General features: G+C 60.5%; 22 protein-coding genes. 9 read left to right on the top strand and 13 right to left on the bottom strand.

Annotated elements, in window-relative coordinates:
• The first annotated feature begins 59 nt into the window (after positions 1–59).
• Complete coding sequence (locus tag POI8812_RS13885; RefSeq protein WP_108783170.1) at positions 60–818, top strand: glycosyltransferase family 2 protein; 759 nt, start codon at positions 60–62, stop codon at positions 816–818.
• Between the two features lie 63 nt (positions 819–881).
• Here the strand turns inward: POI8812_RS13885 and trxB are convergent, their stop codons facing one another.
• The gene (gene trxB, locus POI8812_RS13880) at positions 882–1,868 is read right to left on the bottom strand and encodes a thioredoxin-disulfide reductase (protein ID WP_108783169.1); all 987 of its coding nucleotides are present in this window, start codon (positions 1,866–1,868) and stop codon (positions 882–884) included.
• 137 nt (positions 1,869–2,005) lie between these two features.
• On the opposite strand from trxB, the gene POI8812_RS13875 reads away from it, so the two are divergent.
• Entirely contained in the window at positions 2,006–2,950 is a 945-nt protein-coding gene (locus POI8812_RS13875) for a mitochondrial fission ELM1 family protein (protein WP_162844917.1), read from the top strand.
• 19 nt (positions 2,951–2,969) lie between these two features.
• On the opposite strand, the gene POI8812_RS13870 is transcribed toward POI8812_RS13875, so the two are convergent.
• Complete coding sequence (locus tag POI8812_RS13870) at positions 2,970–3,635, bottom strand: 2OG-Fe(II) oxygenase (RefSeq protein ID WP_108783167.1); 666 nt, start codon at positions 3,633–3,635, stop codon at positions 2,970–2,972.
• A 183-nt stretch (positions 3,636–3,818) separates the two neighbouring features.
• Here POI8812_RS13870 and POI8812_RS13865 point away from each other — a divergent pair, with 183 nt between their 5' ends.
• Together POI8812_RS13865 and POI8812_RS13860 are read left to right on the top strand one after the other, a co-directional pair.
• Complete coding sequence (locus POI8812_RS13865; RefSeq protein ID WP_108783166.1) at positions 3,819–4,322, top strand: Lrp/AsnC family transcriptional regulator; 504 nt, start codon at positions 3,819–3,821, stop codon at positions 4,320–4,322.
• Positions 4,323–4,349: 27 nt separating this feature from the next.
• Positions 4,350–4,880: a GNAT family N-acetyltransferase gene (locus POI8812_RS13860; RefSeq protein ID WP_108783165.1), complete on the top strand. Its 531-nt coding sequence runs from the start codon at positions 4,350–4,352 to the stop codon at positions 4,878–4,880.
• Here POI8812_RS13860 and POI8812_RS13855 read toward each other — a convergent pair.
• From POI8812_RS13855 to lgt, 5 genes are read right to left on the bottom strand one after another with little or no spacing between them, the layout of a single operon-like run.
• Complete coding sequence (locus tag POI8812_RS13855) at positions 4,877–5,362, bottom strand: hypothetical protein (protein WP_108783164.1); 486 nt, start codon at positions 5,360–5,362, stop codon at positions 4,877–4,879. The genes POI8812_RS13860 and POI8812_RS13855 overlap by 4 nt on opposite strands.
• Positions 5,350–6,486, bottom strand: coding sequence for a M24 family metallopeptidase (locus POI8812_RS13850; protein ID WP_108783163.1), 1,137 nt, complete (start codon positions 6,484–6,486; stop codon positions 5,350–5,352). The genes POI8812_RS13855 and POI8812_RS13850 overlap by 13 nt, the downstream gene beginning before the upstream one ends.
• Complete coding sequence (pgeF, locus tag POI8812_RS13845) at positions 6,483–7,241, bottom strand: peptidoglycan editing factor PgeF (protein ID WP_108783162.1); 759 nt, start codon at positions 7,239–7,241, stop codon at positions 6,483–6,485. The genes POI8812_RS13850 and pgeF overlap by 4 nt, the downstream gene beginning before the upstream one ends.
• A gap of 50 nt (positions 7,242–7,291) precedes the next feature.
• Positions 7,292–8,341 (bottom strand): class I SAM-dependent methyltransferase, encoded by a 1,050-nt coding sequence (locus POI8812_RS13840; protein WP_108783161.1) that lies wholly within the window; start codon positions 8,339–8,341, stop codon positions 7,292–7,294.
• On the bottom strand, positions 8,338–9,231 hold the full coding sequence (lgt, locus tag POI8812_RS13835; RefSeq protein WP_108783160.1) for a prolipoprotein diacylglyceryl transferase: 894 nt from the start codon (positions 9,229–9,231) through the stop codon (positions 8,338–8,340). Before lgt ends, POI8812_RS13840 begins: the two co-directional genes overlap by 4 nt.
• 134 nt (positions 9,232–9,365) lie before the next feature.
• On the opposite strand from lgt, the gene POI8812_RS13830 reads away from it, so the two are divergent.
• Together POI8812_RS13830 and POI8812_RS13825 are read left to right on the top strand one after the other, a co-directional pair.
• Positions 9,366–9,617, top strand: coding sequence for an accessory factor UbiK family protein (locus POI8812_RS13830; RefSeq protein ID WP_108783159.1), 252 nt, complete (start codon positions 9,366–9,368; stop codon positions 9,615–9,617).
• A gap of 87 nt (positions 9,618–9,704) precedes the next feature.
• On the top strand, positions 9,705–10,949 hold the full coding sequence (locus POI8812_RS13825) for a Glu/Leu/Phe/Val family dehydrogenase (RefSeq protein WP_108783158.1): 1,245 nt from the start codon (positions 9,705–9,707) through the stop codon (positions 10,947–10,949).
• Positions 10,950–10,956: 7 nt separating this feature from the next.
• On the opposite strand, the gene POI8812_RS13820 is transcribed toward POI8812_RS13825, so the two are convergent.
• Together POI8812_RS13820 and POI8812_RS13815 are read right to left on the bottom strand one after the other, a co-directional pair.
• Positions 10,957–12,843, bottom strand: a complete 1,887-nt coding sequence (locus POI8812_RS13820) for an amylosucrase (protein ID WP_108783157.1) — start codon at positions 12,841–12,843, stop codon at positions 10,957–10,959.
• A gap of 1 nt (position 12,844) precedes the next feature.
• Positions 12,845–14,476, bottom strand: coding sequence for an alpha-D-glucose phosphate-specific phosphoglucomutase (locus POI8812_RS13815; protein WP_108783156.1), 1,632 nt, complete (start codon positions 14,474–14,476; stop codon positions 12,845–12,847).
• 210 nt (positions 14,477–14,686) lie between these two features.
• On the opposite strand from POI8812_RS13815, the gene POI8812_RS13810 reads away from it, so the two are divergent.
• Positions 14,687–16,357 (top strand): ABC transporter permease, encoded by a 1,671-nt coding sequence (locus tag POI8812_RS13810; RefSeq protein WP_108783155.1) that lies wholly within the window; start codon positions 14,687–14,689, stop codon positions 16,355–16,357.
• A 95-nt stretch (positions 16,358–16,452) separates the two neighbouring features.
• Here the strand turns inward: POI8812_RS13810 and POI8812_RS13805 are convergent, their stop codons facing one another.
• The 4 genes from POI8812_RS13805 to POI8812_RS13790 form a co-directional block, all read right to left on the bottom strand.
• The gene (locus POI8812_RS13805) at positions 16,453–17,457 is read right to left on the bottom strand and encodes an extracellular solute-binding protein (RefSeq protein ID WP_108783154.1); all 1,005 of its coding nucleotides are present in this window, start codon (positions 17,455–17,457) and stop codon (positions 16,453–16,455) included.
• Positions 17,458–17,694: 237 nt separating this feature from the next.
• Positions 17,695–17,859, bottom strand: coding sequence for a PLDc N-terminal domain-containing protein (locus POI8812_RS13800; RefSeq protein WP_108783251.1), 165 nt, complete (start codon positions 17,857–17,859; stop codon positions 17,695–17,697).
• 92 nt (positions 17,860–17,951) lie between these two features.
• Positions 17,952–19,010 carry an ABC transporter ATP-binding protein gene (locus POI8812_RS13795; protein ID WP_108783153.1) on the bottom strand — a complete coding sequence of 353 codons (1,059 nt, stop codon included), beginning with the start codon at positions 19,008–19,010 and terminating at the stop codon, positions 17,952–17,954.
• A gap of 16 nt (positions 19,011–19,026) precedes the next feature.
• A complete protein-coding gene (locus POI8812_RS13790; RefSeq protein ID WP_108783152.1) occupies positions 19,027–19,812 on the bottom strand; it encodes an IclR family transcriptional regulator in 786 nt (261 codons plus the stop codon).
• Positions 19,813–19,946: 134 nt separating this feature from the next.
• Here POI8812_RS13790 and POI8812_RS13785 point away from each other — a divergent pair, with 134 nt between their 5' ends.
• Together POI8812_RS13785 and POI8812_RS13780 are read left to right on the top strand one after the other, a co-directional pair.
• Complete coding sequence (locus POI8812_RS13785; RefSeq protein ID WP_181377204.1) at positions 19,947–21,206, top strand: ABC transporter substrate-binding protein; 1,260 nt, start codon at positions 19,947–19,949, stop codon at positions 21,204–21,206.
• A 141-nt stretch (positions 21,207–21,347) separates the two neighbouring features.
• Complete coding sequence (locus POI8812_RS13780) at positions 21,348–22,301, top strand: carbohydrate ABC transporter permease (RefSeq protein ID WP_108783151.1); 954 nt, start codon at positions 21,348–21,350, stop codon at positions 22,299–22,301.
• The last annotated feature ends 6 nt before the right edge of the window (positions 22,302–22,307 follow it).

Raw genomic sequence — 22,307 nt, 5'->3', positions numbered from 1 at the left:
CGATTGTCGCGGCACTCTGGCTTGTCTAGGGTGCGCTCACTGTAGCGGAGCAGGCGACGATGACACGACTTCCCTTGTCGATCTTCATTATCACCAAGAATGAGGAGGCCCGCCTGCCGCGCACGCTGGCTGCGATTGAAGGTTGGGTCGACGATCTGGTGATCGTGGACTCTGGTAGCACGGACCGCACGCTGGAGATCGCGCGCGACGCTGGCGCGCGCGTGTTGCACCGTGACTGGACCGGATTTGGAGAGCAGAAGCGGCATGGTGAAGAGGCGTGCCGCAACCGCTGGGTTCTGAACCTCGATGCAGATGATCTGGTCACGCCGGAATTGCGGGAGGAGATCTCCGCCTTGTTTGCGGAGGGTGCACCGGAACCGGCGAGTTACAAGACACGGCAATATCTGGTTTATCCCGGTGATGAGGCGCCGCGCGGGCAGGTGCTCGACTACAATGTGATCCGGCTATATCATTTGGATGCCGCACGGTTTTCCGACCATCCGCTATTCGACCGGGTTCATGCCGAGCCGGGGACCAATGTGCACCAGCTCAACGCGCCGATGTGGCATTTTTCGATCCTGACATATGGAGACTTCGCCGAGAAGGTCGTGCGATCAGCGGCGTTTCAGGCGGAGGCCGCGAAGCGAAAGCCGCGTTGGCAATTGCTGATCCGGCTTTGGCTGGAATTTCCACTTCAGGTTCTGAAGATCTGGCTGACACGCGGGCACTGGCGTGCCGGATGGCGCGGATTTGCAGTTGCCGTCATTGCGGCCTTCGGGCGCTGGTTGAGGGTGCTGCGTTTGTTGGAGCGGGGCTGACGCCTCCGGCGGGGATATTTGGGGGATAAAGAAAGGGGAGCGCGCGGGCTCCCCTTTTTCGGATCAGGCGACCTCTGCGCCATAGCCGAGGGGTTTGGAGACGTCGTCGCCCTCTTGCTCGGCCAGGAATTTCTCCGCCTCAAGTGCTGCCATGCAGCCCATACCTGCGCTGGTCACGGCCTGACGGTAGATGTGGTCGGTCAGGTCGCCCGCTGCGAACACGCCGGGGATCGAGGTGGCTGTGCTGTCAGGTGCAGTCTTCACGTAGCCGCCATTGTGGGTTTCGAGCACGTCCTTGACCAGTTCCGAGGCCGGGGCATGGCCGATAGCGACGAAGACACCGGCGCACGGGATCTCTGTGATCGAGCCGTCGATAGTGCTCTTTGCCTTGATACCGGTGACCCCCAGCGGCATGTCGTCGCCCAGCACTTCTTCAAGCTGGTGGTTCCAGAGCATCTCGATCTTTTCGTTCTTCTCCAGACGGTGTTGCAGGATCTTCTCTGCCCGCAACTCATCCCGGCGGTGGATCAGTGTGACCTTCGAGGCGAAATTCGTCAGGAAGAGCGCCTCTTCCACGGCCGTGTTGCCGCCGCCGATCACGACGATTTCCTTGCCGCGATAGAAGAAGCCATCGCAGGTTGCACAGGCTGAAACGCCAAAGCCCTTGAACTTCTCTTCGCTCTCAAGTCCCAGCCATTTCGCCTGCGCCCCGGTGGCGAGGACCAGCGCGTCGGTTGTGTAGGTGAGGCCGCTATCTGCAAAGGCCTTGAAGGGGCGTTGGGAGAGATCGAGGGAAGTGATGTAGTCTGAGACGATATCCGCGCCCATCGCCTTGGCATGGGCTTCCATGTTGACCATTAGGTCGGGGCCCTGAATTTCGGTATTGCCCGGCCAGTTTTCCACCTCAGTCGTGGTGGTCAGCTGACCGCCCGGCTGAATGCCCTGAATCAGAACAGGCTCCAACATGGCGCGCGCGCCATAAACCGCTGCGGTATAGCCTGCGGGACCGGATCCGATGATGAGAAGGCGGGTGTGACGGGTCTCTGACATGGAACGCTCCTGATACGGGCCTGTTTCTGGCTGGCGTTGAGATATAGGGGAGCGGATCGCCTTGATAAAGGGGCAGAAGGCGCGTGCCCCCCGAGGTTCTATCGCGTATGCACAAGGCGACTGGCAGGAGCGAGACCATGGCAGAGCGACAACGTATCTGGATACTGACCGATGGCAAGATCGGGGATCTTGTTCAATGTCGTGGCGTGGCGCGACGGTTGGACGGTGAGGTCACGGAGCGGGTGGTCAGTCCCGGCAAGCCCTGGGTCTGGCTTGCGCCGCGCGGACCGGTGCCGCCCGCCGAGCGGATCGGACAGCCAGACAGCCCCATCGCCCCGCCCTTTCCCGATGTGCTGATCGCCAGCGGGCGGCGCACCGTGCCCTATATTCGGGCGGTCAAGCGGGCGTCGCCGGGGACATTCACCGTTTTCTTGAAGGACCCGCGCATCCAACCTGTCGAGCTCGATATGATCTGGGCGCCCGTTCATGACGGGTTGAGCGGGGCGCGGGTGATGAGCACCGATACTGGGCCACATCCCTTCACACCGGATGTCCTGGCCGAAGCCCGCGCACGTGGGCAGGACCGATTTGGCGCACTACCGCGCCCGCTGACAGGTGTCATATTGGGCGGCCGCACCGGCACCGTGAAATATGAAAGCGCCGAGAGCCTGCGCGCAGCCGAGGCGATCTGCGCGGCGATTGGGGCAGGTACTGCGGTTGTTGTGCCGTCACGGAGAACACCTGACGCATTGCGCGAGGCTGTTGCCTCGGCCCTGCCGGGCCAGTGGCACTGGGATGGCAGTGGGGAGAATCCGTATCTCGATATCCTGACAAATGCCGACCGCCTGATCGTAACCGGCGACAGTCATAACATGGTATCAGAAGCCTCGATGTTTGGTGTGCCGCTGCATGTGTTCCGGCCGAAGGGTCTGTCCCGCAAGCTCGACCGGTTTCTGGACCGGATGGCAGAGCGGGGCGCTTTGCGGGATTTGCGCGATGGAGGCGAAGACTTTCAGGCATCCGCAGTAGACGCCTCTGCCGAGATTGCAGAGGAGATCAGGCGCCGGATCGCGGCGCACTGATACAGTCTTGGTGAAGGCGTCAGGCCGCGGTCTTGACGAATTCGCCAGGGAAGGCGAGCTGTTCGACCGCGCGCCAGTCTTTCGTCACGTAGTTGACGATCAGCGACTTTCGCACGCCCTTGATCTCACGCGGTTCAAAGCCATGCCATGTGTTGTCGGCAGGCACAAAGATCATGGCCGCATTCCGCGCGAAAGGAGAGGCCCCAACGTGAGTGTCGGCATCCGCGTAGATATCCGTTCCCAGTTTCTCATGCCCTTCGCCCTCTGACAGGTAGAGCAGGAAGGTGAATTTCTTCACGCCGATATCGGTATGTGGCTGCAGCCAGAACCCCTGCGTGTCCTGAGCATATTCGATGCGCAAATATGTGTCGGTCAGGTCGGTTTCGAAAATGTCTTCAACCGCAGCAATCATCTCTGGCGATTGCAGGGCCGTGGCGACATCTGCGGCGACGTCATATTTCGCGATGCTGTCCGCGTCGAAGTACTTGCGGGTCTTGTTGTTGGCCTCACGCGTGCCGCCCTCAATCTCTAGCGCGGGGGCTTCATAGGGCAGTTCCGCGACTTCGGCCGCGACATCCGCTGGCAGCACATTGTCGATCAGCCAGTGACGGTAGGGCGCTTCGCGCTGCTCACCTGCGCGGAAGGATGCAATTATGGAGTTGCGAATTTCCTCTGCACGCGACATATGCGGCCCCTTATTCCTGACTCGTTTACTTTGCAGCTTCCCCTCAATGTCGTGTCTCGCAACGAGGTGTCAAGCAAGCGGTCGATAATTGCCGAGGCGCGAAAAAATCGGTCCGAGTCTTGAAATATTCTTGCTCAAACCTTAGAGACTCCCCTAACTTTCGAAAAAGGACCTTAGAGCCAGATGCCGAGCACAAAGCTTGATCCGATCGACCGCAAGATCCTCGCCGAATTGCAGGCCGATGGGCGCATGACCAATGTTGAATTGTCGCGCCGCGTTGGCATTTCCGCCCCGCCCTGCCTGCGCCGTGTCCGCGCACTGGAAGAGACCGGCTTCATCACAGACTACCATGCGCGGGTGAATGCGCGGGAGCTGGGCTTTGAGGTGCAGGTCTTTGCCATGGTGTCTTTGCGCAGCCAGGCTGAGAAAGATCTGAGCGCTTTCGAGGCGGCCTGCAACTCCTGGCCACTGGTGCGGGAGTGTCACATGTTGAACGGTGAGATTGACTTCATCCTGAAATGCGTGGCGCCGGATCTGTCCAGCTTCCAGGCCTTTCTGACTGAAGAGCTGACGGCGGCCGAGAATGTGGCGAGCGTTAAGACGTCGCTGGTGATCCGCAATGCGAAAAATGAGCCGGGCGTGCCGTTTGACGTGCTGGAAGCGCGGGTTGCGGATGGTGAAGACTGACCGCATGTGCGTGGGGGGATCTGGCGCATGAGCGGTTTTCGCATCGAGCTTTGCGAGACCTTGCCGCCCCGTGTGGATCTCGACGACATTCTAAAACAGTATTACGAAACGATCGTCACACGTATGCGTGGAATGGGGCTGGCGATCAGTGATGAAGCGCCAGAGAGCGCGCTTGCCGAGTTCTGGGAAAATGCGGATGGCTATCTGCCGCCCAATGGCTGCCTGCTGCTGGCCCGCGATCTGTCTGGTGCTGTGATCGGCTGCGGTATGCTCAAGCAACTCGCGCCGGGTACGGGTGAGTTGAAACGTGTCTTTGTCACAGATGCGGCACGTGGCACCGGGGCGGGGCGCGCCCTCATCCAAGAGCGCGAGGCCGTCGCCCGCAGGATGGGGCTGACGCGGCTGGTGGCGGATACGCTGACGCCCAATGTGGAGATGCGGGATCTTTACCCAAAGCTTGGCTTTCGGGAGGTCGAGGGACCGATCGAGACCACGACCTATCTGGATCAGCCGCAACTTCGCCCGCATTTGCACTATTTCGTCAAAGATCTCGTCTAGCTGCGGCGCGCCAGTACGATGGCGCGTACGGCCTCGTCACGTGTTAGGCGATCTGCCACGAACCAGGCGAGACCCTGGGCATCGCGCTCTGAGATGCCCGACGACATCGGGTCCTGCGGTACGATGCCAACGCGGAAGAGCGTGACCTGGGTTCCGCCGGGTTCTCTCACATCCCAATCCATGATGTAGATCAGGCGGCCATCCTCGGCCCTCTGGCGGTCAAAGCGGCCGTTCATCAGCAGGATCAGCCCGGCGCGTCCTATTTCGCGGATTGCCGTCGGCGGACCCAGCAGGGTGGCCACATCATCTGCCACCTGATCGGCAACCGTCGGGAACTGGCTGGGATCGATGCGGATCTGCACCGTCACATCATCGGCGACGAGGGCCAGGCGCGGACCCGCCGCAATTTGCGGCAGGGTCGTATTGTTCTGTTCGCATGCTGAAAGGGTCAGGGTCAGCAGACCCGCGATCAGCCAACGCATGGCAACTCGAGTGACAGGCGGGAGAGCGGCTCTGCCCCATTTGCCGTGATCAGGGATGTGCGGCCCAAAGTCATTGCTGTGCCGGATTCACTATCCATCAGGATCATGTGCAGGAAAAAGGTCATACCCGCTTCCATCTCTGTCATCGCGCCGGCGTGGAACATGTGTGTGTCCATCCAGCAGGGCGCGTAGCTCGCCCCCATCGAATAGCCGCAGGCATTCAGGCGATGCGCGTCGAGGTCGTGATCTGCCATGACACGGACATGGGCATCGTAGACGTCGCGCATGATGTTGCCGGGCCGCATCGCGTCCTCGCAGGCCAACAGCGCCTCGTGGGCTGCGGCGTGCATTTTGACGTGGTGCGCGGTGGGTTCCCCGATCACGACGGTTTTCATCAACGCCCCATGATATTGCGCCTCTACCCCCGCCCATTCCAAGGTCAGTTGGTCCTGTGCCTGCAACGTTCGGCGTCCGGTCGTGTAGCGGCAGAGCAGGGCGCGTTCGCCAGAGCCGATGATAAAGGGATTGCCGGGATAGTCGCCGCCATTGGCAAAAACGGCACCCTGCATCGCATCGAGGATGACACCCTCGCTGTTTCCCGGGCGGATCAGGGGCAGGGCCGTCTCGTAAGCGATGTCACCCAGTTCGGTCGCGCGTCGCACGGCGGCGATTTCGGCCTCAGATTTGGTCAGGCGCAACCGATCGACGAGGCCGTTGCATTCCACCAGACCGGGCAGGGCGGCATCGACCTCCCGCCCGCGCATCGCGGTGAGGCCGGCAGTGTCCGTTTCATAGCCGATCCGCTTGCCTGTAAGGCCCAATTCGGCAACCCAATCGGCAAGTTTCGCGGCTGGTGCGTCGATGCCATCGACCCAAACGCGGATCTCGCCAACGTTCGATGTCAGTTGTGCCTGTCGCATATCGGCGGATCGGGTGAGCAGATAGGTCCGACCGTCGGTGTAAATCAGACATTGAAAAAAGCAGAACCCGAACGTGTCATAGCCGGTCAGCCAATACTGGCTTTCCGGCGCGAAGAGCAGCAGCGCGTCGAGGCCCTCTGCTTCCATCTTTGCGCTCAGACGGTTGCGGCGGGTCGTGTACTCATCCGGTGTGAAGTAGCTCATAGAGAGATGCTCGCGATCAGGCGGCCGTAATCGGCCTCTTTCAAGTGCGTTGTGCGGCGATAGGAATAGAAGCGGTCCGGTTCTGCATATGTGCAATGGCCGGTCCATTCCGGTGCTTCGATGCCCGCGTTGCGCAATCGGGACAATACAAATCCGGGCAGGTCGAACTGTGCGTGATCGGCTGAGCGACCACCTGCGAAAAAGCGGGCATAATCTGGTGTGTCATCGACAAAACGCTCCACGAAATCTTGCCCGACCTCGTAATTGCGCTGGCTGATACAGGGACCGATCGTTGCTGCGATGGCATCGCGACGCGCGCCCAGCCCCTCCATGGCCGTAATTGTCGCGTCGATGACGCCGCCAATGGCACCTTTCCAACCGGCATGGGCCGCGCCGATCACACCGGCTTCGGCATCCGCAAACAGCACAGGCGCGCAGTCCGCGGTGAGAATGCCCAGCGCAATGCCGGGTGTTGCCGTCACCATTGCGTCTGCTTTCGGCTTTTCGCTGAACGGCGCGGTCACATGAACCACATCCGCTGAGTGGACCTGATGCAGTGAAATAAGGTGATCAGGTTCGACCGACATCGCCCCTGCCACGCGGGCGCGGTTTATGCGCACCGCCTCCGCCTGATCAGAGGATCCCGCACCGCAATTGAGCCCCTTGAAGATGCCCGAGGACGCGCCGCCACGCCGGGTGAAGAACCCGTGGCGGATCGGCGCGAGTGCGTCGGATGTCAGGATTTCCAGCGTCATGGGGCAGGGTCCTTTGGTGGCCGTGCTGCGACCGTCGCGCGCCCTGCGGCTCAGGTCAATGGGGTGAAACCCGGCAATGGGGCAGGGCCTGTGCTCAGACCGAGAACCTTGAAGAGCCCGCCCATCTCATCAGGGTGGACAAGCCGGCGGTGCGCGACGGCCATGCCCTTATCCCGTGCGGCCAATTGTTGTGCCCGTGCCGTTATCCCCAATCGTTCCAGGAAGACGCCCTGCGTCTCAAACCCGGCGTGGAGCGCTGGAGCGGCTGCGGCGAGGTGGCTGAAGTTCACATGCGCGGTCAGATCGGCATCGCCGGAGTGCATGAGCGGGTCGACGGGCTGTTGCGCCTTTAGGGCCTGCAGCGTGTCCCCCGTCCCGTCCCATGCGCCATAGTCGATCAGCAACGCGGCCCCGCCCTGCCCGGTGATGCGGGTTTGAAGGTCTTGCAGGATGGGTTCGGCGGCGGGGCACCATTCGACCAACGCGCCGTCCTGTGGCGCGGGAAACAAGTCATCGAGGACGGCCATCGTGACGGGTGGGGCAAGGCCGAAAGTAAGCTGTCCATCCTGCGCGCCTACAACGCGCTCTGCCCAGCGGTTCCCGGTTCGAATGAACTGCCGGATGGGCAGAGCGTCGATGAATTCATTCGCAACGAAGAGCAGTGGGCGGTCATCGGGCAGATCGGCGATCGTGTCGAACCAGCTCACATCCCCCGATGGAAAAGTTTTGCGCTGCACGTCGCGCAGGGTCGGGGAGGTTTCGATCAGGGCTATGCGCCGGGCCTGGGCGAAACCGGGAACGCGGTCGGCAACTCGCAGGATATCCGCCATCAGCGTGCCCCGTCCGGGCCCCGCCTCTGCAAGCGTGACGGGCCCTTGGATGCGTTCCATCCAGACACTGGCGAGCCAGAGGCCGATCATCTCTCCGAAGATCTGATGGATTTCCGGCGCGGTGATGAAGTCCCCGGCGGCACCGAATGGATCGCGGGTCGTGTAGTAGCCATGTTCCGGGTGCTGGAGGCACAGCGTCATGTACTCGGCGACGTTCATCGGACCGCGCTGGGCGATCTGACGCAGGATCAGGGTATTGAGTGCGGTCATGCCGGACGGGATCGCCGAATGGCCCAGATCATCAGCGCGATGCCGATCAGGATCATCGGGGTCGACAGAATCTGACCCATGCTGAGGCCAGCCCAGGGGCTGTCTCCAAAGCGGAGCACCTGCCCGAATGGGTTGCCCTCGGACACGTATTGCGCGTCGCCTTGACGGAAAAACTCCACGATGAAGCGACCGATACCGTAGCCTGCAAAGAACATGCCTGCGACAAAGCCGGGGCGTTTGAGCATGTGCCAGCCCCAGACCGCTGCGGCCATCACAAGGCCGAGAAGAATGCCCTCCAACCCGGCCTCGTAAAGTTGCGATGGATGCCGCGCGCAGGTCTCCGTCCAGAAATCCGGGCAGGTCTGGGCGCTCACGCCGGGAAACTCAACACCCCATGGAGCCGTGGTGGGGCGTCCCCAAAGCTCTGCGTTCACAAAATTTGCGATGCGTCCAAAGAAGATGCCAATGGGCACGACCAGTGCCACCATGTCGGAGACCTTCATCAACTCAAGTCCATGGCGGCGGGAAAACAGGATGATGGCCGCACAGACGCCCAGGAACCCGCCATGGAAGCTCATCCCGCCATCCCAGATGCGGATGATCTCGCCCGGATTTTCAGCGAAATAGGCTGGCTGATAGAATAGCACATAGCCCAGCCTGCCGCCCGCAATGATGCCGACGACGATCCATGTCAAGAAATCCTCCGTCAGCTTCGGTGTCATCGCAGGGCCGCGACTGTCCCACAGACGCTCAACCTTCAGAACACGTACTGCATAGAGCCAGCCCAGCAGGATCCCCGCGATATAGGCAAGCGCATACCAGCGTATGGCCAACGTGAAGCCAAAGATCGTGAATTCCAGCGCGATCGGGTCAATTTCGGGAAAGGGCATGGGCGGCTCCGGCCGTGAGGGTCGCCTGTTACATTTCCCTCCATGCCTGCGACGTCAAGGCTTTGGCTTGCTTCGTCCGCTCACGCACCCCATATCAGAAGTCACAAAAGGGTTAGTAACCGGAGTTTTTTGACATGCAGACGCGCAACCGCATCCTTGACGATATGAGCCAGCTGATGACCAACGCGATGGGCGTGGCACAAGGGGCGCGGACCGAAGCCGAGAATGCGATGAAGAGCATGATGGACCGCTGGCTGGCCGATCGTGACTTTGTCACACGTGAGGAGTTCGACGCAGTGCGCGCCATGGCGCAGAAAGCCCGCGAAGAGAATGCCGCGCTGGAAGCCCGTATTGCGGCACTCGAAGCCAAACATGATGAGGCGTGACCTCATGCCTTCGTGAGGCGGGCTTGATCGAGCGCAGCTTCGCGCCACCGTATCCTTCCGAAATGATTTTTTCGGAAGGATTTTTTTATGGGCGATCAATTGAGTGCAGCGCGTGACCGGCTGTTTGACGCCGCGCGCAAGACGGGCGTTGAATGTGAATTGCTGGAGACGTTGAAATATCCGCAGGAAACACTCGCGGCCTCTATCCCTGTGCGGATGGATGACGGGGCGCTGAAGATGGTGAAGGCGTGGCGCTGCCGCTATTCCGATCTGCTGGGACCGACCAAGGGTGGTCTGCGCTTTCATCCCTCAACCAATGCGGACGAGGTTCAGACCTTGGCCTTCTGGATGACGGTCAAATGCGCGCTGATGCAACTGCCCTATGGGGGCGGCAAGGGCGGGATCAGCGTGGACTACAAAAGCCTAAGCCAGTCAGAGCGCGAGCGGCTGACCCGCGCCTTTGCCGAGCGGTTCGCCCATATCTTTGGTCCCGCGCGGGACATTCCGGCCCCCGATGTGGGGACAGGGCCGATGGAAATGGCCTGGATTGCCGACACGATCGGGCAGGTGCGGCACGAACATGTGCCAGGTCTGATCACGGGGAAGCCGCCTATTGCCGGCGGGCTGGAAGGCCGTGCGCCAGCGACCGGGCAGGGCGCGTTTCTGGTGCTCGATACGTTGGCAGAGGCGCTGGGCGTGGCGGATGGCGACAAGACGATCGCATTGCAGGGCTATGGTTCCGGCGGGCGCCACTTTGCACGATTTGCCGCCGATGCCGGGTGGAAGATCATTGCGGTGGCCGATAGCGGCGGAACAGCGTTCGACGCCGAGGGGCTGGACCTTGATGTACTCGACAAGGTGAAAGCGGATGGCGGGTCGGTTGTCGATGCTGAAGGTGTCGAGAGCCGCAAAAGCGACGCGATTTTGAGTGTGGAGGCGGATGTGTTGGTGCCTGCCGCCATGGGCGGTCAGATCACGTCCGACACTGTTGGTGCGTTGAGCTGCAAGGCGATTGTTGAGATTGCGAATGGCCCCGTACTGCCAGAGGCGGACGCCGCTTTGCGTGACGCCGGGATCAAGGTTGCACCAGATATCCTTGCCAATGCGGGTGGGGTCTTCGTCAGTTGGCTTGAATGGGTTGTGAACCGTTCAGGTGTGCCGATGTCAAATGATGAAGTGACCAAACGGCTGACGGATCGGATTACGGCCCGCGCGAAGGCTGTGGCCCAGAAGGCAGAGGAACTGGACAGCGACATGCGGACGGCCGCTTACGCCGTGGCCGCCGAACAGTTGGACAAGGCCCTTGTCGCACGTGGGGCGGGGTCGTACTGACCCAGCCTCAGGCGCACCAGAGGGCGGCGTAAGGTGGGATGAAAATTGCGCCGTCACGCTCCTCCAACGCGGCGCCGCCCAGCACATCCTGAAATTCCATGACGCCGACATCATGGAACCATTGGACGGGCAGGTGACGCGGTTCTTCGGAGAAGTTGAACACACAGATCAGTGCGCCCACCTCATCCCGCCTGCGGAAGGCAAAGAGGGCGCTCTGATGTGTTTCCAGAATTTCGCGCGGCACGGCGCCATGGATCAGCGGCGTCCGGGCGCGGGCCTTGATGATCTTCTGAATGCCGGTGAACAGGCGTTGCTCGGTCGTGCCGGGCTTCGTGCGCCGCGCGGCTTTGGTCCAGTCCATAAACGGGCGATGCATCCAGCGGCTGTCATCCTCGCCATGACTGTTGGCGGCCCAGTCCATGTCGTTCAGCAGGCCGATCTCATCGCCCATGTAGAGCAGCGGTATCCCGCCGAAACTTGCAATCAGCGCATGGCCCATAAGGATGCGGGCGATGGCGTCGTCTCTCTCTCCATCACTTGTCGCGGCCTCAAGTCCTGCCAGTGAGGCAAGCGCGCCGTTTGAACGTTTGTCATTAGTGGCCGGGTTGTATTGGAACAGACCGCCGCGTGCGAAGCTGCCCTCGAAATTGCCACGATAGAACTCGGCCAGGAAATCGCGATGGCCTGCGCCGGAAAAGCCCAGTGCGCCCGCATCCTCATCTGTGATGGCCCAGCCGATATCGTCGTGGCATCGCAAATAGGTGGCCCATGTCGCGTTGCGATGTCCAACGGGGAAGTGATCCGTCAGCACCCGCGTCATCAGTGTTGTGTCGCGGGCGGCGAGCGACGACCAGAACTGCACCATGAGCGAGTTATGGTAGGCCAGATTGCCAACCTTGCCCGTGTGTCGCCCCGCGCCCAGATACGGGATCAGGTTGATGGGAGAGACGATGGCCTCTGCCTTATGAATGATGCCGGCGGCGGCGATGCGGCAGGCGGCCCGCAGGATTTGCAGGATGTCATGCACCTCCGGCTGGTTCTGACAATCGGTGCCAAGCCGTTTCCACATGAAGGCCACGGCGTCGAGGCGCAGAACCTCTGCCCCGCGATTGGCGAGGTGCAGCATGATGTCCACGATCTCGATCAGAACGTCCGGGTTTTCCCAGTTAAGATCCCATTGATGGGTGTTGAAGGTCGTCCAGACCCACTTTCCCATCGCGTCATCCCAGGTGAAATTGCCGGGAGCCTGATCGGGGAAGATCTCAAGCAATGTCTCTTCAAAGCGGTCCGGTGTCTCGCGATCATCAAATAGGCGGTAATAGGCCTGATAGTGTGGATCGCCTGCGCGCGCTTTCTCGGCCCATTCATGTTCGCGTGCCGTGTGGTTGAGCACCATGTCAATGCAGGTGGAAATGCCGCGCGCGCGCAGGGCCGTGGTGACCTCCTCGAAATCATCCATTGTTCCATAGGCTGGGTTGATCGCGCGGTAGTCTTGCACGGAGTAGCCGCCATCATTGTCCCCATCACGGGGCTTCAGCAGCGGCATGATGTGCAGATAGGTGATGCCCAGTTCTTCGAGGTAGTCGAGATGATCGAGCACATCACGCAAGCGGCCCGCGAACCGGTCCACATAGAAGACATAACCCATACGGTCGGGGCGCAGGAACCAGTCGGGGTTCAGATCCCGCTCCAGATCCATTGCTTTCAGAGCATCAGGCCGCGCGGCCCAGTTGGCGGCAAGGGTATCGAGCAGCCGCGCTCGCGCAGCGTCCGCTGTCGGCAAATGACCATAGAGCCGGTCGAACGGCTCAAGCAAATCGGTGCGAGAGCGTTCGAGGCGTATATCGAACAGATGCGCGTCCTGCGCGCTGAGAGCAGTTGAGCCGGATGTCATCTTAGGTTCGCACGTCCGGGCCATCGCGGCCCGTGGTCGCCTTCAGCCCCGCCAGGGTTTCGGCCGCTGCGATGATTGGAGCAAGCGCGGATTGCGGATCTTCGTGCAGGCCGTCGGGGCCGGGAACGTAGCGCTCAAGGTAGACGCGGATCGTTGCCCCTTCGGTGCCGGTGCCAGACAGCCGGATCACGAGGCGGGAGCCGCCCTCGAACAGGATACGCAAACCCTGACCTGTCGAGGTGGAGCCGTCGACTGGGTCGCTATACGCGAAGTCGTCGGCACCTTCGATGGTCAGGCCAGCCACCTGCGAGCCGGGCAATCCGGCCAGCCTGTCACGCAGATCGGCTACCATGGCATTTGCGGCTGCGGCATCGACGCCTTCATAGTCATGACGGGAATAATAGTGGCGCCCAAAGCTCGCCCAATGGGCCGCGAGGATGTCTGCGACGCTCTCCTTTCGGACCGCAAGAATGTTCAGCCAGAGCAGCACAGCCCAAAGACCGTCTTTTTCGCGGACGTGATCGGAGCCGGTCCCGGCGCTTTCCTCCCCACAAAGTGTTGCCTTGCCCGCGTCGAGAAGATTGCCGAAAAACTTCCATCCTGTTGGTGTCTCGAAGGCCGGGATGCCCATGCGATCCGCCACGACATCGGCTGCTCGGCTGGTCGGCATGGAGCGGGCGACGCCTGACAGGCCTTTGGCGTAGCCGGGAGCAAGATGCGCATTGGCTGCAAGCAGAGCCAGGCTGTCAGATGGTGTGACATAGGCGTTGCGGCCCAAAATCATATTCCTGTCGCCATCGCCGTCGGAGGCCGCACCGAAATCGGGGCCAGCGTCCGACATCATCTCGTCAAACAGGGTCTTCGCCCAGACCGGGTTGGGGTCGGGGTGACCACCGCCAAAATCGGTTGAGGGCGTTCCATTCACGACCGTCCCTTTTGGCGCACCAAGCATCCCTTCCAGAATGGCCGTGGCGTACGGCCCGGTCACGGCATGCATGGCATCGAAGCGCATGGTGAAACCCGAGGCGAAGAGGCCGCGGATCGCGTCGAAATCGAAGAGGGACTGCATCAGTTCCGCATAGGCTGCGACCGGGTCGACAACCTCCACCGACATGTTGGCCAGCGAGGTTTCGCCCGGATGTCCCAGATCAACGTCCTGCGCCTCGACGATCCGGTATTCGCTGATTTCTTCGGTACGGGCGTGGATGGCTGCCGTGATCGCTTCGGGCGCCGGGCCGCCATTGGCGATGTTGTACTTGATCCCAAAATCCTCGTCCGGGCCCCCGGGGTTGTGTGAGGCGGACAAGATGAGCCCGCCATCCGCACCGCGTTGACGAATGAGGTTGGATGCGGCCGGGGTCGACAACAATCCATCAGTGCCAGTGATCACGCGGGCGGCGCCATTGGCGGCTGCCATACGCAAGATCACCTGAATGGCCTCCGCATTGAAGTAGCGTCCGTCGCCGCCCACGATGAGCGTCTTGCCCGCGACACCATCGACGGCATCAAAGGTGGACTGGACGAAATTCTCCACAAAATGCGGTTGCATGAACACGCGGGTCTTTTTGCGCAGGCCGGAGGTGCCCGGTTTCTGTCCCGAGATCGGTTGAGTTTGAACGGTGGTTGTCTGCATCGTTTCTCTCCCTTTCATGTGTCGTTGACCGGACCCTGCGATACCTGAGCGGCAAGGGCAAGCGGTGGCTCCAACGCGGTTTGAAACTGCGGCATTCGGCTGGCAAAGCAAGGCCGAGACACCAATCGAAGAGGCATCAAGGGCTGCAACGCTTGAAGCCTCCTCGCTTCCCCGCTATGCCCGAGTTATCCTGTCGGGAAAGCGGAGCATATGGGCGGGCGTATCCTCAATGTGATGGCCTTGGTGATGGCTGCGCTGTGCGTGGCCCCGATGATTGCGGCGGTGTTTGCCGCCCTCGCCGGGGATCTGGCGACGTGGAACATGCTCTCTGCCACCGTGCTACCACGCTATATTGGCACAACGCTGTTGCTGGTGGTGTTGGTTGCCATGGGGACGGCCGTGGTCGGGACGGGGGCGGCCTGGCTCGTCACGCTCTATCGGTTCCCGGGTGTGCGCTGGCTCGAAATCGCGCTCGCGCTGCCGCTGGCCTTCCCCGCTTATGTTCTGGCTTACGCTTATACCGACTTCCTGGACTTTCCCGGGCCTGTGCAGACTTTGCTGCGTGAGACCTTTGATTGGGGGCGGCGCGATTACTGGTTCCCCGAGGTGCGTTCGACAGGCGGCGCTGCCGTAATGCTGATCGTGTGTCTTTACCCTTATGTGTATTTGCTGGCGCGCGCGGCCTTTCGCCAACAGTCGGTCAGTGCCTATCTGGCCGCACGTACGCTGGGGCGCGGGCCGATCCGGGCCTTTCTGACCGTCTCTCTGCCGATTGCGCGCCCCGCGATTGCGGGCGGTGTCGCACTGACGGTGATGGAAACCATCTCCGACTACGGCACGGTCAGCTATTTCGGTGTGCAAACATTCTCGACCGGGATTTATCAGGCCTGGTTCTCGATGGGTGATCGCGCAGCCGCGGCGCAACTGGCGCTGTGTCTGCTGAGCTTTGCGTTGTTGCTCGCTGCAATCGAGCGTATTCAACGCGGGCAGGCGCAGGCCCATATGCGCGGCGGCAATCGTGGCTTTGCTGGTATGGAAAGCGAGCATCTGCGCGGTGTTTGGGGGTGGGTCGCCGCAGGTTTTTGCCTGCTTCCCGTACTGATCGGATTTATCCTGCCTATCATTCTTTTGACGGAAATGGCGATTGGATCGGGGCAGAGCCTGTTGGCGCCGCGCTACCGGGCCTTCATGGCAAACTCGATCACGCTTGCAACCATTGCAGCGCTTGTCACCACGTTTGGCGCGTTGATGATTGCCTTTCGTGCGCGACTGCATCCGGGACGCCGTTCCGATACGATCAAGCTGATCGCGACATTGGGCTACGCGGTTCCGGGCGGAGTGATTGCTGTCGGATTGTTGGTGCCATTTGCTGTGCTCGACAACCGGATCGACGCTTTCATGGAGGGGCGGTTCGGCATTGATACGGGCCTTTTGTTCACTGGCTCCATCTGGTTGCTGGTGCTGGCTTACGCCGCGCGCTTCATGGCGGCCGCGCTTTCAGCCGTTGATAGCGGGATGGTGCAGGTGCCGCCAAATGTGGATGCAGTGACCCGCACCTTGGGGCGGGGTCCGCTGCGGCTGTTGGCGCAGGTGCACTTGCCGATTTTGCGAGGGTCCGTTCTGACCGCACTTCTGATCGTGTTTGTCGATGTGATGAAGGAATTGCCGGCGACCCTGATCATGCGCCCCTTCAACTTTGACACACTTGCGGTGCAGGCGCATCGCCTGGCGTCGGATGAGCGGTTGTCACAGGCCGCTGTTCCCAGCCTCGTGATTGTGGCGTGCGGATTGTTGCCGGTGATCCTGGTCTGCCATTCGATTGATCGGTCAAGTCGCGCGCGGGCTGCAGCACGCCCGGATGCGGCGCTGGCTGCGAAGTAGCGCCCGTCCCCACTCACCCATGATCCACGCACAAAAAAGCGCGGCACCCGGGGAGGAGTGCCGCGCCCGTTCAGGCTGGGGAAGCGGGGGAGCGCTTATTCCCAACCGGTCTCGTTGTAGATCTGCTGGGCAAGTGCGACATTTTCGGCCACGGCGGAGAGGCTGACCGTATCTGCCTCGAAGTCGCCAAGCTCTGCCACGGATGCGCTGAGCGGGGTGCCCTCTACGACAGGATACTCATCATTGCCGTTGGCGAAGTATTGCTGCGCCTGTGGGCTGGCCAGATACTCCAAGAAGGCAATCGCGTTCTCGCGGTTCGGCGCATGTGCGGCCACACCGCCTGCGGAGATGTTCACGTGTGCGCCGGTGCCGCCCTGGTTCGGGAAGACCCATGCGACATCCTCGATATTGCCGGAGACGCCGTCGACATCCTTACGGATCGCGCGGGCAAAGTAGTAAGTGTTCGAGATTGCGATGTCGCACTCGCCGGAGACAACGCCGCGGATCTGGTCGGTGTCACCGCCCTGTGGGTCACGGGCGAGGTTGTTGAGAAGGCCAGTCGCCCATTCACGGGCCGCTTCCTCACCCTCATTCTCGATAATCGAGGCGAGCAGGGTCTGGGAATAGACGTTGGTGGCAGAGCGCATGCAGATCATGTCTTCATATGCGGGGTCTGCCAGATCTGCGTAGGTTTGTGGCGGTGTTTCGACGCGATCAGGGGCGTAGAAGAACACGCGCGCGCGGGTCGAGAATCCGAACCACTGATTGTCAGCATGCTGCAGTTCAGCAGGGATTGCCGCTTCGAGAACGTCGCTGTCGATGGATTGAAGTACGCCAGCCGCCTGGGCACGTGCGATGCGGGAGGCATCGACTGTCAGCAGAACGTCAGCCGGGGAGTTGGCGCCCTCAGCCACCATCCGCTCAACCAGCTCGTCCGCGTTTCCGTCGATGCGGTTGATTGCGATGCCAGTCGCCTCGGTAAAGTCGGAGTAGAGACGCTCATCCGTATCGTAGTGGCGAGAGGAATAGAGGTTCAATTCCTGCGCAAATGCAGGGGCCGCGAGCGCGACGAGGGCGGTTGACAGAATCAGGTTACGCATTGGTTGCTCCGTTATCCGACTGAATTAGTCAGACACCGGATCGCAAATCAGACGAAATTGGTCAAGAGTTATTTCCGACTTTTTCGCTCGGAATGAGTTTGCGGGTTGTCCGGGGCGCAGGTTCAGGCTTCTACGCTTGATTGGGTGTCGCCCTCCTGCGGAGGTGGACGAGTAAACGTAAAGAGGGCGCACATACCTCACAATATGTGCGCCCCGATAAATCGGTCGAATGCTGGATCACTTGGGACCGACGAAGAACCAGATGATGAAGCCGATGATCGGGAAGATGATCACGCCAAGGGCCCAGAGAATTTTCGCGCCGGTCGATGCGCCGGACCCAAAGATTTTCAGCAGGGCCCAGATGATGAGGACCAGATGAAGAATGCCGACAATGAACTCCATGTTCATAACTCCTTACGTGCTTAAATTCAGAGAGAGAACGACCCGATATCTCAAATCGTTCCGCATTTTCTGAATCAGCCCGGTCGGAGGGATCAGCGGATGCGCTGTTCTGTCTTGGCGTCGAAGACCATGCATTTCGTCGCATCAAAGGACACGCCGACATTGGATCCGCGGCTTTGGCGATTGTTCTCGCGTGCTTCCACGACCAGCCGTTCACCGGACGGGGCGTCGAGGTAGATGTAGGACACACCGCCCAGATGCTCGGCCAGATCAACGCTCAGATTACCGCCATCCACGACCATCATGTCCTGCGGGCGGACGCCCAGGGTGACTTGCGTGCCGTTGGACGGGCGGTCGGTCAGCGTGACCGGAACCGTCTGGCTGAGTGCCGGAACTTCCACGCCTGCATCGGTCATGGTGCCGGTCACGAAGTTCATGGCCGGTGAACCAATGAAGCCCGCGACGAATTTGTTGTCTGGATCATCGTAGAGGTGCAGGGGGGAGCCGACTTGCTCGATATGACCCTTGCGCAGTACGACGATCTTGTCGGCGAGGGTCATTGCCTCAACCTGATCGTGGGTCACGTAGATCATTGTCGCGCCGATCTCTTTGTGGAGGTGAGCGATCTCCACGCGCATCTCGACCCGCAATTCGGCATCGAGGTTCGAAAGCGGTTCATCAAAGAGGAAGACGTCTGGGTCGCGAACAATGGCGCGGCCGATTGCCACGCGTTGCCGCTGCCCGCCTGACAGAGCCTTGGGCTTGCGGTTGAGATACTCGTCCAGTTTCAGGATGCGGCTGGCTTCCTTCACCTTCGCGTCAATCTCTGCCTTCGGGTGGCCGTTCATTTTTAGGCCGAAGCCCATATTCTCACCCACCGTCATATGCGGATAGAGCGCGTAGGTCTGGAACACCATCGCGACACCGCGCTGCGACGGGTCTTCATGGGTGACATCATTGTCGGCAATGTTGATGATCCCTGAGGTGGTTTCCTCCAGCCCTGCGATCATGCGCAGAAGCGTGGACTTGCCGCAGCCCGAGGGGCCGACGAAGACGCAGAACTCACCCTCGTTGATTTCGAGATCCACGCCATGGATGACTTGGGTCTCTCCATATTTCTTGATCACGTCTTTGAGCGTAACGCCTGGCATTTCAGTCTCCTTCAGGTCAGGTGGTCTCGGAGGGCATGAGCAGCCCCGAGGCGTCCTGTGCGATTTCAGTTGCAGCTTCGGTGAGGGCCGGGGCGAGCCCCGCAAGATCGTCCAGACTGTGTCTCAACGTCGATGAGGTGACAGAGATTGCGCCGAGCGGGTGGTCTGTCTTGTCCAATATGGGCACGGCGACGCAGATGATCGTCGGTTCATGTTCTTCGCGATCGAAGGATAGGCGGTTCTGACGGATTTCAGCCAGTTCCCCTTCGAGCGATTCGGCGTTCCGATGGGTCGCGTCAGTGTGGGGGTAGTAGGATTGCTGTTGCAGAAGGCGCGCACGCTTTTCATCAGGCAGAAACGCGAGCATCGCTTTGCCAACGCCGGTGCAATAGCCCGGCCCGATCTTTCCAGCATCTGAAAACATCGCAATCGGTCGTGTCGCGTTGCGCTTGTCGAGATACAGAACCTGGGCACCGTCCAGCTGGGCGAGGTGCACCGTCTGGCCCAGTTGTGCGGACAAACGGTCCAGATGAGGCCGTGCAATCGGTGCGAGGGACGCTTGCTGCCAAGCAGCATGGGCCAGTCGCATCAGCCGCGTTCCGGGCTGATAGGTGTGGTTTTGCGCATCAAAGCCCAGCATATGCTGGTTGGTCAGGGTCTGGATCAAACGGTAGAGCGTGGCCTTGGGCAGGTCGCTTGCGGCCTGCACTTCAGCAAAGCGCACAGGGCGACCAAACGATGCGACGACATCGAGGACGGCAAGCGCTTTGCCAACTGTTCCATCTGAATGAGAGACGCCCATGGCGGTCTCCTCCCGAATATGCGCGCCGATGCGAAGCCGGTGCGTCGAATTGTTGACAAGCCTACGAGGCCTCGTCATAGTTTTCAATAATCAAAACCAAGTTTCACTATTTGAGACAAAACGGGAGGAACCGAATGTCCATATTGAAGAAGTCCATGCTTGCGCTGACGGCCAGCACGATGCTCGCCGGCACCGCATTTGCTGATGGGCACAGCAACCTCGAAGGCACGCTCCGAATCATTTCGGACATGTCCAACCCTGCGCCCCGCGCTGCCATGGAAGGCCTTGCTGCCGACTTTGACGAGATGCATCCGAACCTGACGGTGGAGCTGGAAATCGTCGATCGTGAGGCGTGGAAGTCTCAGATCCGTAACGCGCTCTCCGCGAACCCGCCCGATGTCATCAACTGGTATGCGGCAAACCGCATGCGTCCTTATGTCGACGCTGGCCTGTTCATGGACATTTCCGACATGTACGCCAATGGCGACCTGCCGGGCCTTGAAGCTGTTCAGGGCGCAATGACCCTCGACGGCGCACAGTGGGGCGTTCCCTACACCTACTACCAGTGGGGCATCTACTACCGCGAAGACATCTTCAACGAGCTTGGCCTGGAAGAGCCCGAGACATTTGAGCAGGAAATCGCGAACTGCCAGGTCATCGTCGACTCCGGTCGTGCGTGCTATGCCATCGGCTCCAAGTTCCTTTGGACTGCTGGCGGCTGGTTCGACTATCTGAACATGCGCACAAATGGCTTCGACTTCCACATGGAACTGGCGACGGGTCAGGCATCCTGGATGGACGACCGCGTGCGTGAGACGTTTGCGAACTGGCGCACCTTGATCGACATGGGCGCGTTCATCGAGGATCACCAGACCTACTCCTGGCAGGAAGCGCTGCCCTTCGTGGTCAATGGTGAAGCAACTGCGTACCTGATTGGTAACTTTGCCGTTCCGCACCTGCGTGAAGCGGGCCTGACCGACGATCAGATCGACTTCTACCAGTTCCCGATGATCGCGGATGTGCCGATGGGCGAAGACGCGCCGACCGACACGTTCCACATCGCTTCCGGTGCACAGAACGTCGACGCGGCACGCGCATTCCTGCAGTACGTGACCTCTGCGGAAGTTCAGACCGAAATCAACGGTCCGGACGCGCTGGGTCAGCTGCCGGTCAACGCGAACTCTTCGGTTGCCGATGACGAGTTCCTGCAGCAGGGCTTTGAGATGCTGTCCCAGAACGCATCCGGCGGTATCGCACAGTTCTTCGATCGCGACTTCCCGGCCGAAATGGCATCTGCCGGCATGGAAGGTCTGCAGGAGTTCATGGTGTTCCCGGACAACCTGGACGACATCCTGGAGCGTCTCGAAGCAACGCGTGAGCGTGTGTACGAGTAAGGCTTATCGCGCGCAGATCCATTCGTGACCTGCGCGTGACGACCAAAGGATTGGATGCGCCCACCACTGCGTGGGCGCATCTCCTGACCCGGCAGGCAATTTGCGCCTGCATCCGTCGCATTCCATGCCGAAGGTTCGACCATGACAGACGTGACCGCCCCAGCCGTAGCCACCCCGCGCTCTCAGCGCCCCAAGGGTTGGTATAAGCGCAACGAAATCGCGGTGACGCCGTGGCTGTTCCTGATCCCGGGGATCCTGTTTTTCTCGGTCTACGTCATCATCCCGATCTTCCAGAGCTTCTACGTCTCGCTATTTGAGTGGAATGGGCTTGGCGACATTGCCGAGCAGGGCGAGTTCGTGGGCATGCAGAACTATGCCGAGCTGGTCGGTGACCGTAACTTTGAGATTTCCCTTTGGAACAACCTGAAATGGCTGCTGCTCTATCTGCTGGCCATCCCGGCAGGATTGTTCATTGCGCTGTTCCTGAACCAGACGGTAGTCGGCATCCGGCTCTATAAGTCTTTGTTCTTCTTCCCATTCGTGATTTCGCAGGTCGTTGTTGGCCTCGTCTTTTCGTGGTTCTACCTGCCAAATGTCGGCTTGCTGAACGTCATCTTGCAGTTCTTCGGATTTGAGAGCGTCAACTTCCTGGGCGATCCCGATGTCGCGACCTATGCGATCATCGCAGCGGGTTTGTGGCCGCAAACGGCGTATGCCATGATCCTCTACCTCACCGGTCTGAACGCAGTTGATCCCGAGCAGATCGAGGCAGCGCGGCTCGATGGGGCCAAGGGTCATAAGATGTTGTGGTATGTGATCCTGCCGCAGCTTCGCCCCGCGACTTTCATCGCATTTGTTGTGACGATCATTGGCGCGCTGCGGTCTTTCGATCTGATTTCCATCATGACCAATGGCGGTCCGTTCGGTTCGACCCGCGTCCTGAGCTTCTACATGTTCGAAAAGGCGCTCTCCGAGTACGGGTTCCGCATGGGTTACGGCTCTGCGATCGCGGTGGTCCTCTTCCTCATCATGTTGGTCTTCATTGGCTACTTCCTCTACTCCATGTGGCGCGATGAGCGCGAAGCACGGCACTAAGGCAAA

Origin of the sequence: Pontivivens insulae, assembly GCF_900302495.1 — a bacterium.
Classification (GTDB): Bacteria; Pseudomonadota; Alphaproteobacteria; order Rhodobacterales; family Rhodobacteraceae; genus Pontivivens; species Pontivivens insulae.
This window is presented reverse-complemented; position numbering and strand designations above follow the sequence as displayed.

Coding starts and splice junctions, on each gene's coding strand:
- POI8812_RS13885 (WP_108783170.1), top strand. CDS start 60: ATGACACGACTTCCCTTGTCGATCTTCATTATCACCAAGAATGAGGAG.
- trxB (WP_108783169.1), bottom strand. CDS start 1,868: ATGTCAGAGACCCGTCACACCCGCCTTCTCATCATCGGATCCGGTCCC.
- POI8812_RS13875 (WP_162844917.1), top strand. CDS start 2,006: ATGGCAGAGCGACAACGTATCTGGATACTGACCGATGGCAAGATCGGG.
- POI8812_RS13870 (WP_108783167.1), bottom strand. CDS start 3,635: ATGTCGCGTGCAGAGGAAATTCGCAACTCCATAATTGCATCCTTCCGC.
- POI8812_RS13865 (WP_108783166.1), top strand. CDS start 3,819: ATGCCGAGCACAAAGCTTGATCCGATCGACCGCAAGATCCTCGCCGAA.
- POI8812_RS13860 (WP_108783165.1), top strand. CDS start 4,350: ATGAGCGGTTTTCGCATCGAGCTTTGCGAGACCTTGCCGCCCCGTGTG.
- POI8812_RS13855 (WP_108783164.1), bottom strand. CDS start 5,362: ATGCGTTGGCTGATCGCGGGTCTGCTGACCCTGACCCTTTCAGCATGC.
- POI8812_RS13850 (WP_108783163.1), bottom strand. CDS start 6,486: ATGAGCTACTTCACACCGGATGAGTACACGACCCGCCGCAACCGTCTG.
- pgeF (WP_108783162.1), bottom strand. CDS start 7,241: ATGACGCTGGAAATCCTGACATCCGACGCACTCGCGCCGATCCGCCAC.
- POI8812_RS13840 (WP_108783161.1), bottom strand. CDS start 8,341: ATGACCGCACTCAATACCCTGATCCTGCGTCAGATCGCCCAGCGCGGT.
- lgt (WP_108783160.1), bottom strand. CDS start 9,231: ATGCCCTTTCCCGAAATTGACCCGATCGCGCTGGAATTCACGATCTTT.
- POI8812_RS13830 (WP_108783159.1), top strand. CDS start 9,366: ATGCAGACGCGCAACCGCATCCTTGACGATATGAGCCAGCTGATGACC.
- POI8812_RS13825 (WP_108783158.1), top strand. CDS start 9,705: ATGGGCGATCAATTGAGTGCAGCGCGTGACCGGCTGTTTGACGCCGCG.
- POI8812_RS13820 (WP_108783157.1), bottom strand. CDS start 12,843: ATGACATCCGGCTCAACTGCTCTCAGCGCGCAGGACGCGCATCTGTTC.
- POI8812_RS13815 (WP_108783156.1), bottom strand. CDS start 14,476: ATGCAGACAACCACCGTTCAAACTCAACCGATCTCGGGACAGAAACCG.
- POI8812_RS13810 (WP_108783155.1), top strand. CDS start 14,687: ATGGGCGGGCGTATCCTCAATGTGATGGCCTTGGTGATGGCTGCGCTG.
- POI8812_RS13805 (WP_108783154.1), bottom strand. CDS start 17,457: ATGCGTAACCTGATTCTGTCAACCGCCCTCGTCGCGCTCGCGGCCCCT.
- POI8812_RS13800 (WP_108783251.1), bottom strand. CDS start 17,859: ATGGAGTTCATTGTCGGCATTCTTCATCTGGTCCTCATCATCTGGGCC.
- POI8812_RS13795 (WP_108783153.1), bottom strand. CDS start 19,010: ATGCCAGGCGTTACGCTCAAAGACGTGATCAAGAAATATGGAGAGACC.
- POI8812_RS13790 (WP_108783152.1), bottom strand. CDS start 19,812: ATGGGCGTCTCTCATTCAGATGGAACAGTTGGCAAAGCGCTTGCCGTC.
- POI8812_RS13785 (WP_181377204.1), top strand. CDS start 19,947: ATGTCCATATTGAAGAAGTCCATGCTTGCGCTGACGGCCAGCACGATG.
- POI8812_RS13780 (WP_108783151.1), top strand. CDS start 21,348: ATGACAGACGTGACCGCCCCAGCCGTAGCCACCCCGCGCTCTCAGCGC.